Annotated in this window: 11 protein-coding genes; 8 read left to right on the forward strand and 3 right to left on the reverse strand. The window is 65.3% G+C overall.

Annotation, left to right across the window (positions count from 1 at the left end; all coding sequences use genetic code 11):
- The first annotated feature begins 132 nt into the window (after positions 1-132).
- Together AUL36_RS03925 and AUL36_RS03930 are read left to right on the forward strand one after the other, a co-directional pair.
- Positions 133-582: a TadE/TadG family type IV pilus assembly protein gene (locus tag AUL36_RS03925; protein ID WP_062218276.1), complete on the forward strand. Its 450-nt coding sequence runs from the start codon at positions 133-135 to the stop codon at positions 580-582.
- The gene (locus AUL36_RS03930) at positions 579-2,228 is read left to right on the forward strand and encodes a pilus assembly protein TadG-related protein (protein WP_062218279.1); all 1,650 of its coding nucleotides are present in this window, start codon (positions 579-581) and stop codon (positions 2,226-2,228) included. Before AUL36_RS03925 ends, AUL36_RS03930 begins: the two co-directional genes overlap by 4 nt.
- A 63-nt stretch (positions 2,229-2,291) precedes the next feature.
- Here AUL36_RS03930 and AUL36_RS03935 read toward each other — a convergent pair whose 3' ends face one another.
- From AUL36_RS03935 to AUL36_RS03945, 3 genes are all read right to left on the reverse strand, one after another.
- Positions 2,292-2,669 carry a helix-turn-helix domain-containing protein gene (locus AUL36_RS03935; protein ID WP_058602546.1) on the reverse strand — a complete coding sequence of 126 codons (378 nt, stop codon included), beginning with the start codon at positions 2,667-2,669 and terminating at the stop codon, positions 2,292-2,294.
- 512 nt (positions 2,670-3,181) lie between these two features.
- Positions 3,182-3,523, reverse strand: coding sequence for a CsbD family protein (locus AUL36_RS03940; protein WP_062218287.1), 342 nt, complete (start codon positions 3,521-3,523; stop codon positions 3,182-3,184).
- 243 nt (positions 3,524-3,766) lie between these two features.
- Positions 3,767-4,678, reverse strand: a complete 912-nt coding sequence (locus tag AUL36_RS03945) for a hypothetical protein (RefSeq protein ID WP_062218290.1) — start codon at positions 4,676-4,678, stop codon at positions 3,767-3,769.
- A 351-nt stretch (positions 4,679-5,029) separates the two neighbouring features.
- Here AUL36_RS03945 and rpmI point away from each other — a divergent pair, with 351 nt between their 5' ends.
- The 6 genes from rpmI to AUL36_RS03975 form a co-directional block, all read left to right on the forward strand.
- Complete coding sequence (rpmI, locus tag AUL36_RS03950) at positions 5,030-5,230, forward strand: 50S ribosomal protein L35 (protein WP_055892255.1); 201 nt, start codon at positions 5,030-5,032, stop codon at positions 5,228-5,230.
- Positions 5,231-5,269: 39 nt separating this feature from the next.
- Complete coding sequence (gene rplT / locus AUL36_RS03955; protein WP_058602583.1) at positions 5,270-5,689, forward strand: 50S ribosomal protein L20; 420 nt, start codon at positions 5,270-5,272, stop codon at positions 5,687-5,689.
- 223 nt (positions 5,690-5,912) lie between these two features.
- Positions 5,913-6,995: a phenylalanine--tRNA ligase subunit alpha gene (gene pheS, locus AUL36_RS03960; RefSeq protein ID WP_062218293.1), complete on the forward strand. Its 1,083-nt coding sequence runs from the start codon at positions 5,913-5,915 to the stop codon at positions 6,993-6,995.
- Between the two features lie 89 nt (positions 6,996-7,084).
- A complete protein-coding gene (locus AUL36_RS03965; RefSeq protein ID WP_058636906.1) occupies positions 7,085-7,501 on the forward strand; it encodes a hypothetical protein in 417 nt (138 codons plus the stop codon).
- Between the two features lie 60 nt (positions 7,502-7,561).
- Positions 7,562-9,976, forward strand: a complete 2,415-nt coding sequence (gene pheT, locus AUL36_RS03970) for a phenylalanine--tRNA ligase subunit beta (RefSeq protein WP_062218295.1) — start codon at positions 7,562-7,564, stop codon at positions 9,974-9,976.
- Between the two features lie 55 nt (positions 9,977-10,031).
- The coding region (locus AUL36_RS03975; protein ID WP_192843774.1) for a Gfo/Idh/MocA family oxidoreductase at positions 10,032-10,250 on the forward strand (219 nt) is incomplete at its 3' end.

Here is a 10,250-nt window from a genome sequence, read left to right on the forward strand (position 1 = left end):
CCGCAGCGCCGAACAACACCCCGGGGTGTGTATACCAATCGTAGACCATAACCCCAAGTTGCCGTAGCCGAAATCTCTTCGAGTGGTACGCTCTTCTCTGACACAACACCTGGTAGAACAGCCGAGACTCCCATGAGCCGCGCTTCTCGACACGCCCTTCCCATCCCACCCCACCCTGGTATTCGCCTTTTCCTGCGGTCGAGGCGAGGCAGCAATTCCGTCGAGTTCGCCATTCTGGCGCCGATCCTCTGCCTTCTTCTGCTGGGCTCGGCCTATGTCGGCCTTTATATCGGACGAGCCCATTCGCTCGCGCAGATCGCCGCCGACGTCTCGCGCTATGCCATGGTCGGCGAGACGCCGGATCAGCGGCAAGCCATGGCGCTGCGCTGGCTGGACACGACCGGCAAGGGTTATCCCCTGATCGACCCGCTTCAGCTCCGCGTCGAAGTTAGCGAGACGTTCGACATGATGCATGTCTCCGTCTCCTACGACATGTCCGACCTGCCCCTGCCCGAACTGGTTCGCCAAAGCGTTCCCTTGCCCCAGTCGGTGGTTCGCACGGCGGCGGTGCTGCTCCCATGACGCGGCTCGGTCTGTTTTCGCGCTTGGCGCATAACCGAGCCGGTTCGGTCGCGCTCACCTTCTGCATCGCCCTTCCGGTCCTGGTGGGCGCGAGCGCCTTCGCAACCGATATGGGAAATGTCTTTCTTCAACGCCGCGCCTTGCAGGGCGCGACGGATGCGGCGGCCCTCGCCGCCGCGAGCCAGCCTTCGAAGGCGGACGGCATGGTGCGCCGCGTGCTGGACGCGAACGGGCAGAAGGATGCCCGCTTCGCCTTGACCTTCGGCGAGTACCAGACCGACGCCTCGGGCAAGCGCAGCTTCGCCCCCAAGCCAGGCGGGTCGGTGGTGAGGGTGAACACGTCCCACGATGTCGAGCTTCATTTCGCCGGCATTTTCGGCCTGACGCGCGAAACGGTCGGCACGCAGGCCGAGGCGGCGCGCACGCCCATCGTTTCGCTCTCGGCCGGGAGCCGGCTGGCGAGCGTCGAACCCAAGATCGTCAACGCCCTTCTGGGCAACCTTCTGGGCATCTCGCTCGACCTCAAGATCGCCGATTACAACGCGCTTCTCACCACGAGCCTGCCGCTCAAGCCGCTTCTGTCAGGCCTCGCGCAGGCGCTGGGTGAATCACCGGTCAATGCGACGCTGGGGCACGTTCTGACAACGCCTCTCAAGCTCTCGGTGGTGATCGATCTCCTGGCCGCCCAGAGCGATGCCAAGGGAAACAAGTCGGCTGCCGCCACGCTGCGCAAGATGGCGCAGCAAACGAAATCATCCGCCGCGATGGTGAAGCTCGGCGATGCGCTGGCGCTCGATCCCGCGCTCCAGAGTTCATCGCTGGGTCACGTGGCCGCGCGCGTGTCCTCATCCATTTCCGTCATCGGTCTGGTGAACGCGCTGCTCGACCAGACCCATGTCGGTATGGAAGTTTCGACCGGCGTGGATGCGGCGGGCCTCGCCTCGGTTTCGCTCGACCTGATCTTGGGGGAGCGCATGAAGAAGGCGCAAAGCCTCGCCGTGTCCGACAGAAAGGCGACCATAACCACCGACCAGCTCAAGATGCGGCTGCGGCTTGGTCTTCTGGAAAGCCCCGCGCTCAGACTTCTGAACACGAAGGTCGAGCTTCCCCTCGAACTCGTCGTGGCGGGCGGCACGGCTGAGGTCGTCTCCGCCACTTGCTCCGACAATCTCTGGGAGCGGGAAGTGAAGGTCGCGATCCATCCGGGACTCGCGCGCCTGTCCCTGGGCGACACGAGCCGCCGGTCCCTCGCCCAGACCCATCTTCACGACCGGCTGGAGCCGGCGATCATCGCCAGGGTTCTGGGCTTGCCGGTTGTCGAGGGCTCGGCCCAGATCGTGGCGGCCGACAAGCTCAAGATCGTCACATTCCGAGGCAACGAGATCGGCAGCGGCGTCACCAAGTCCGGCGAAACCAAGTCGATCCTCACCAGCCTCCTCGGCTCGGTCCTCGGCGAAACGCGCCTGAGATTGCTGGGGCTTCCGATCGGCAACCTGCTCGATCCACTCAAGGACCTGCTCACCGCCGCCGTCTCGCCGGTGGACACGCTCCTGAACGCGGTTCTGGCCGCGGTCGGGGTGCGCGTCGGAGAGATGGACGTGCGCGTGGACGATCTCGTGTGCAGTCAGGCTCGGCTCGTCGGATAAAGCTCACCGACGGCGAGTCCGACGAACCTACGCGTGTAGACGTGGCGGCCGATCGGGGGGCGATCAGCTGCCGTTCGCGCTGAGATGAGAGCTGGGTCGGCGCTGATCGAGAACGCGCAGCAAGCCTTCCAGATGATGCCGCAGCTGCGCATCGGGAATGCGCCCGAGCACCGCCTGCATGGAGGGGTCGGCTTCGCTCTCGACCGCGCAGGAGCCCGCGCCGGGGAGGCCTTCGAAAAAATAGGACGGCTCGACGTTGAAGAAACCAGCGAGCCGATAGAGCGTGCTCGCGGAGATGCGATTATCGCCTGACTCGTACTTGCGGATCTGCTGGTAGGTGACTCCGAGCCCATGCCCGACCGCCTGCAACGACAGGTTCTGCTCGGTTCGCAGTGCCCGGAGACGAGAACCGATATGGGAATCGACGGGATCAATGGACACGGATCTGACTTCTATCCAGAGGGCTACGGACTAGGCTGGCCCAACTCACCGGAGATTCGGATGTCGAGCAACGGCATATCGGCGCGGCGCAAGCCGATCCAGACGTTCGTTCGATGAAAGAAACCATGCGAGCGTCAACTCCAGACTGTGCATTTCATCGCAATACAACTTGCGACCACTGAATTTCTAACCTATACTGACTATTCGCAGGAGCATCGGAACGCGATGCCATGGCGAAAGCCAGCCGCTTTTTGCAACTCGGCCGATGTCCAACCTCGCCCCACGCAAGAGCCGGGCATGATTGCCTAAGACCATTCTGGACGAAAGGTCTTAAATTACCTTTTGTACGATTAATTCCGGCGATTGTGGGATTCTCTTATCCCGTGATGTGCACGGGCTCACCCTCAGCGACCGTCGAATACCGTCGGCTGACGCCCGGGACGGAACATCAGCTCACACGAAAAACCCCGCGAGGTGCCAAGCACCTGCGGGGTTGATGGAAACCGGCTGGTTTAATGTCGGTCGCGGACGCTGAGGCCGAGAAGGAAGCCCAAAAGTCCTGCCAGAAGCAGGGCCGATAGGGGATTTTCGTGCACTTGGCGGCGAACGACCTTTCCGCCCTCCTGCGCGTAAGTGCCTGCATTCTCATAAAGATCGGCGGCGTATTTCGACGCCTCGTGCGTTGCTTCGCGCAACGCTTCGCGCCCTTGGCCGTAAAGATTCTGCGCTGCGCCCTCGGCCTGCTTCAATCGACCCTCGGCTGAGTTGCGATCCGAACCCACGGCGTCGCCGAAAGCACCCTGCACGCGTCCGCCCAGCTCACGGGCTGCGCCCTCGAAACGGTTCCTGTCCAAAACATGACCTCCTGGCTGATCACAATTTCAGCGTCGGAGATCTAAATCGCTTAGGCGGGAATTGGTTCGACACAGGATGCGATTTTTTCACGCGCAGCCCACGGGGCGTCATTGATCGGCGCGGGCTCTGCAACCCACCTGTCGAGAGGGTGATTCGCGACAATACTCATGGAAGTCAGCCCCTCGAAACGGGAGGCAGACCTCGGGAGCCCAAGCGTGCTTCATTCCACCCGCGATCGGCCCCTACGCCTCGTGCGAGGCCCGTGCCCAGGTCGTGTCGTCCAGGGACGTGGTCTGCGTGAAAGCGAGCGGCGCCGCACGCCGATCGGTGATGTGCGCCTGATGCTCGGGCAGGAAGGGCCGCAAGGTCACGACCACGCAGCCCGACTCCATTTCGCCCGTTGGAAGCACGGGGAAGCCCGACGCATGAGCCAACGAGAACACCGACATCTCGCCGAAGGCCCCGCCGAACCGATCGAGCATATCGAAGCTCGCACGCTCGGCTTGCCCGTCGCGCAGGATTTCGCAGGCTTGGCAGAAGGCCGCGTAATTGTCCTGCAAGGTCGGGCGCACGGCGCCTTCCCGGCCGAAGGGTCGGAACAGGGCGCGGGTTCGCAGCAGGTCGTCCGACGCCATATTGGCAAAGCGCAGATGAAGATGGGGATCCACCAGCATCACGCCGAAGGGCAGTGGGTCCCAGAGATCGCGCATTTGGGCGAACTCGGCGCGCCCTGAACCGCGCAGGCCGCGAAACACCTGAAACGAGGCCGTCAGCGTGGCACCGAGGCGAGACAGCAGAATTTTCGCCTGGTAGGCATCGGCCGACCAGATCTCGACCTTCCAGACGCCGCTCGCCGTTTCCGCCAGAACCATCGACGCATCGCAGGGGCGCACGCCCTCCGCCTCGACCGAGCCGTCGCTCTGGCGACGCCCGGCGCGCCGATCCACACTCGTGCCCAGAGCGTTCAGCCGAATGGCCGGCCCCGTCATGCCGTGGGGATGAAATCCGATCCGGCAATGGCCGGCACTGACGGCTTCGCCGATGCCGCGAGCCAGTTGGCTCCAGATGCGCACGTCGAACGACGCTTCGCGCAACTGCTCGAGCAGGAACTCGATCCGGGTCTCAAAAGCGGAAGGTGACGCGATGGCTTTCATACGAAGGAAAATTCCATGAACTGCGACGGAGCACAATTGCAGAACTAAGGGGTGATGAGACGCAAAGGCCGATCTGTAGATTCGTAGGCGGCTGACCATCTGGAAAACCAAAGCCGCGCCCCAACGGCACGACCGCGAAGCACTCCCGCGACGGCACGGCGCGACCAAAGACGGTTGCATCGCGACGCGAGCCCCCGTATAAGCCGCCCGTTCGTATGAACTGGCCGGCAGGGCATGCCGTGCCTGTTCGAATGCTGACGCGACCTTCGAGATCCTTCGATGCGTGGCTGGCGCGGCTCTTCCGGGAGGCGGTGTCCGGCCTTTTCGCGGTCCTACTGTCAGGAGAGCAAAATGCCCAAGATGAAGACGAAGTCGGCCGCCAAGAAGCGGTTCCGCATGACCGCCTCCGGCAAGGTCAAGGCGGGTGCCGCCGGCAAGCGCCACGGCATGATCAAGCGCTCCAACGACTTCATTCGCAACGCGCGCGGATCGATGATCCTCAGCGAGGCGGATGCCAAGATCGTCAAAGTCTACATGCCTTACAACCGCTAAGCGGTTCCAAGGCTTATCGATTTTTCAAGGAGATAGATCATGGCACGCGTCAAGCGGGGCGTAACGTCCCATGCCAAGCACAAGAAGACCCTGAAGGCCGCCAAGGGCTTTTATGGCCGCCGCAAGAACACGATCCGCGCCGCCAAGGCTGCGGTCGATCGTTCCAAGCAGTTCGCCACGCGCGACCGCCGCGTCAAGAAGCGCAACTTCCGCGCCCTGTGGATCCAGCGCATCAACGCCGGCGTGCGCGAGCATGGCCTGACCTACGCCCGCTTCATCGACGGTCTGAACAAGGCCGGCATCGAGGTGGACCGCAAGGTTCTGTCCGACATCGCCATCCACGAGCCGGAGGCCTTCACGGCTCTGGTCGAGAAGGCCAAGACGGCCCTCGCCTACATCAAGGACGGCCAGTTCCCCGGCGCCTACGAGCGCGCCGTCGGCGAGAAGCAGGCCGCGTAAGGCAGCCGTCTTCGGATCGTTTGAAAGGCCCGCGCGGATCACGCTCCGCGCGGGCCTTTCTCGTTGGCGGCCCGCGCCCCTCGAATCCCCAGCCGGCTTGCTTCGCGGGGGCGAGACACACTACAGGGTGTTGCGACCCTGGCTTCGGGCTGCCGCCCGCCGCCCTATCCCATGCCCGTGGCGTCACCCGCCACCTTCGTGCCTTTAAGGAGTTCAAACGGCCGTGACGGATCTCGACTCGCTCGAACGGCGCTTTGCCGAAGAGATTGACGCCGCCCGCGACGAGGCCGCGCTGGAAGCCGTCCGCCTGGCCGCGCTCGGCAAGAAGGGCGAGATCTCCGAGCTTCTGAAAGGGCTCGGCAAGATGACGCCCGACGAGCGCCGCGACCAGGGCCCGCTCCTCAACGGCTTGCGCGACCGCGTGCAATCCAGGCTGACGGAGAAGCGCGACGCGCTGGCCGAGGCCGCGATCTCCGCGCGCCTTGCCGCCGAGCGGCTCGACGTGACGCTGCCGGTGCGCTCCAGCCCCCTGTCGCGCGGGCGCATCCACCCGATCAGCCAGGTCGTGGACGAGATCACCGCGATCTTCGCCGATATGGGATTCTCGATCGCCGAAGGGCCGGACATCGAGACCGACCATTACAATTTCACCGCGCTGAACTTCCCCGAAGGCCACCCGGCGCGCGAGATGCACGACACGTTCTTCCTTCAGACGCCGGAGGGCGGCGAGCGTCGCCTCTTGCGCACGCACACCTCGCCCGTGCAGGTGCGCACGATGGAGACCTCAAGCCCCCCCATCCGCATCGTCATTCCCGGCAAGACCTACCGGCAGGATTCCGACGCGACCCACACCCCCATGTTCCATCAGGTGGAAGGGCTGGTGATCGACAAGTCGGCCAATATCGCCAACATGAAGTGGGTGCTGACCGAGTTCTGCAAGGCCTTCTTCGAAGTGCCCTCGCTCAAGATGCGCTTCCGGCCGAGCTTCTTCCCCTTCACCGAACCCTCGATGGAGGTCGACATCCAGTGCGACCGATCGGGCTCCGAAGTGCGCTTCGGCGAGGGCACGGACTGGATGGAGATTCTGGGCTGCGGCATGGTCCACCCCAATGTCCTGCGCGGCGTCGGGCTGGACCCGGACGAGTATCAGGGCTTTGCCTGGGGCATGGGCATCGACCGCATCGCCATGCTGAAATACGGCATGCCGGACCTGCGCGCCTTTTTCGACGCCGATTCGCGCTGGATCGAGCATTACGGCTTCCGCCCGCTCGACCTGCCGACCCTGTTCGGCGGCCTCAGCCAATAGGCGCACGGCGCGACAAGACAGCCGAGACATCGGGCGGCGAGTGAACCTCGCCGCCGCGGCAGCACCCATCAAACGAAGGACAGGACGCCATGGCCAGAAACGCCGCAGACCTTGCCCGCTTCGCGGTGGTGGAGACGATCTCCGTTCTGGCGGGGGCCATTATCGGCACGCTCGTCATGGCGGCGTTCGGCTGGCTGTTCCTGTCCTTCGGCTTCGCAACGCTCGCCGCCTCGCCGCTTTTCTACGGGCAGGCGCTGGTGACGGTGGCGCTGTTCGCGCTTCTCTACGCCAAGCTTCCCGGCACGCCCGCCACGCTGGCCTCGCTCGCCGTCGGCATCGTGCTGCCCAGCATCATCGTGCGTTTCGCGGCCGATCGGGGCGACCCGCTCGGCACGCTTCTGGCGCTTCATCTCGTCTTCGCGCTCGCCGCCCTGTCGGTCTATCGCTTCGTCCATGCGAGCGGCCTCGTGCGCCGCGCCGCTGACGACGTGACCGATCGCTCGTAAGCCCGACGCTCCCTCCCCTTTCCCGGCCTCTCGCCGCATCCAACGATCATTAGGCCCGTCATGAAGTTCACCCTGTCCTGGCTGAAGGACCATCTCGACACCGACGCCACGCTTGAGGAGATCGCCGAGCGCTTGACCTCGATCGGTCTCGAGGTCGAAGGCATCGACGACAAGGCGGGCCTGCGCCCCTTCACGATCGCGCGGGTGCTCGACGCCAAGCGCCACCCGGACGCCGACAAGCTCCAGATCCTCAGCGTCGACGCCGGCCCCTCGGTCAACGAGGGGAAGCCGCTGCAGGTCGTGTGCGGCGCGCCCAACGCCCGCGCCGGCCTCGTCGGCGTGCTCGGCCTGCCCGGCGCCTATGTGCCCGGCCTCGACGTGACGCTCGGCATCGGCAAGATCCGCGGCGTCGAGAGCTTCGGCATGATGTGTTCCGAGCGCGAGCTGGAGCTCTCCGAAGAGCATAACGGCATTATCGAACTGCCCGAGACCGCGCCTGTTGGCACGGCCTTCGCCGACTATGCCGGGCTCGCCGATCCCGTGATCGAAATCAACCTGACGCCGAACCGCCCGGACGCGACGGGCGTGGCGGGCATTGCGCGCGATCTCGCGGCCTCGGGCCTCGGCACGCTGAAGACGCCGGCGGTGGAGCGGATCGAAGGCGAAGGCGACTGCCCGGTTGCGCTGAATGTCGAAAGCCCGGTCTGCCGCGGCTTCGCGCTGCGGCTCGTTTCGGGCGTCAAGAACGGCCCGTCGCCGGAGTGGATGCAGAAGCGCCTGCGCGCCATCGGCCTGCGCCCGATCAACACGCTGGTCGACATCACCAACTACATCACCTTCGACCGGGGCCGCCCGCTCCATGTGTTCGATGCCAAGAAGGTGGCCGGCGCGCTCACCGTTCGCGGCGCGAACGAGGGCGAGGAAATCCTGGCGCTAGACGGGCGCACCCATAAGCTCAGCGCCGGCACCTGCATCATTGCCGACGACAAAGGGCCTGAGTCGATTGCCGGCATCATGGGCGGCGAGCATTCGGGCTGCGACGAGACAACGACCGAGGTGCTTGTCGAATCCGCGCTTTGGGAGTCGCTGGCGATTGCCCGCACGGGCCGCGCCATGGGCATCATCACCGACGCGCGCTATCGCTTCGAGCGCGGCGTCGATCCGGCTTTCATGGAAGGCGGGCTGGATTTGGCCACGCAGATGATTCTGGATCTCTGCGGCGGCGCGCCTTCGCGGCGCGTGGTGACGGCCGTTCAGCCGGTCGAGATGCCGCGCATCACGCTGCCCTTCACCGAGGTGAAGCGTCTGACCGGCCTCGACGTCTCCACCGAGCGTCAGGTCGACATCCTCGAAACGCTGGGCTTCACCGTGTCCGCCGGAGGCGAGACCGCCGAGGTGACGGCGCCGACCTGGCGCCCGGATATCGAGGGCAAGGCCGATCTCGTGGAAGAGATCATGCGTCTTGTTGGCGTCGATCACATCGAGCCGCAGCCGCTGGAAAAGCTTGCCGGCGTCAATGGTCGCATTCTCACCACGGCGCAGGTGCGCGATCGTGCCGCGCGCCGGGCGCTGGCCGCGCGCGGGCTGGCCGAGGCGGTTACCTATTCCTTCCTTTCGGCCTCGGCGGCGGAAGCTTTCGGCGGCGGACAGTCCGGCTTGAAGCTCGAGAACCCGATCGCGGCCGATCTCTCGGACATGCGCCCCTCGCTTCTGCCGAATCTCCTTCAGGCGGCGCAGCGCAATGCGCAGCGCGGCTTTGCCGACACGGCGCTGTTCGAGGTCGGCGCGGTCTATCGCTCGGTCGAGCCGGACGGCCAGCGGCGCGTGGCCGGCGGCATCCGGCGCGGCACGGCGGGTCATGCGGGCGCGGGACGCGACTGGGCCGGAAACGCCGCCCCCGTCGGCGTGTTCGAGGCCAAGGCCGACGCGATCGCCGCTTTGGAGGCGATCGGCGTTCCCGCCGACCGGCTCCAGTTCGAGACGCCGGCCAGCGGCTGGTATCATCCCGGCCGCTCGGGCCGCATCAAGATGGGCCCGAAGACGGTTCTGGCCGAGTTCGGCGAGTTCCATCCGCGAGTTCTGAAGGGTCTCGACCTGTCGGGCTCCTATGCCGGGTTCGAGGTCTTCCTCGATGAAGCGCCCGAGCAGAAGCGCAAGGCCACGCGCACCAAGCCCGTGTTGCAACTCTCCAGCTTCCAGCCGGTACGCCGCGACTTCGCCTTTGTCGTGCCCTCCGAGGTCGAGGCGATCAAGCTGGTGCGCGCGGCCGAAGGCGCGGACAAGAAGTTGATCGGAGAGGTGCGCGTCTTCGACATTTTCGAGGGCGCGGCGCTCGGCGAAGGGCGCAAGTCCATCGCCATCGAAGTGACGCTGAAGCCCACCGACCGGACGCTGACGGAGGAGGATCTGGACGCCGTGTCGCAGAAGATCGTCGCGGCCGTCGCCAAGGCGACCGGCGGCACGCTGCGCGCCTGACGCGCTCCAAAGGCCCGCCCCGCGCGGGCCTTTCATCATTTGGGGAGGAACATCCATGCTGCGTTGGGGTATTCTGTCGGGCGCGAAGATCGCCCGCGAGCACGTCATTCCGGGGATCGTGAAGGCGGAAGGCTGCGTTCTCTCGGCCATCGCCAGCCGCGACCTGTCGCGCGCGCAAGGGCTGGCTGAGCATTTCGGCGCGCGCCACGCCTTCGGCTCCTACGAGGCGCTTCTCGACAGCGCGGAGGTGGACGCGGTCTATATCCCGCTGCCG

Origin of the sequence: Aureimonas sp. D3 (assembly GCF_001463805.1) — a bacterium.
In the GTDB taxonomy this organism is placed as follows: Bacteria; Pseudomonadota; Alphaproteobacteria; order Rhizobiales; family Rhizobiaceae; genus Aureimonas; species Aureimonas ureilytica_A.

Coding starts and splice junctions, on each gene's coding strand:
- AUL36_RS03925 (WP_062218276.1), top strand. CDS start 133: ATGAGCCGCGCTTCTCGACACGCCCTTCCCATCCCACCCCACCCTGGT.
- AUL36_RS03945 (WP_062218290.1), bottom strand. CDS start 4,678: ATGAAAGCCATCGCGTCACCTTCCGCTTTTGAGACCCGGATCGAGTTC.
- AUL36_RS03965 (WP_058636906.1), top strand. CDS start 7,085: ATGGCCAGAAACGCCGCAGACCTTGCCCGCTTCGCGGTGGTGGAGACG.
- rpmI (WP_055892255.1), top strand. CDS start 5,030: ATGCCCAAGATGAAGACGAAGTCGGCCGCCAAGAAGCGGTTCCGCATG.
- rplT (WP_058602583.1), top strand. CDS start 5,270: ATGGCACGCGTCAAGCGGGGCGTAACGTCCCATGCCAAGCACAAGAAG.
- AUL36_RS03930 (WP_062218279.1), top strand. CDS start 579: ATGACGCGGCTCGGTCTGTTTTCGCGCTTGGCGCATAACCGAGCCGGT.
- pheT (WP_062218295.1), top strand. CDS start 7,562: ATGAAGTTCACCCTGTCCTGGCTGAAGGACCATCTCGACACCGACGCC.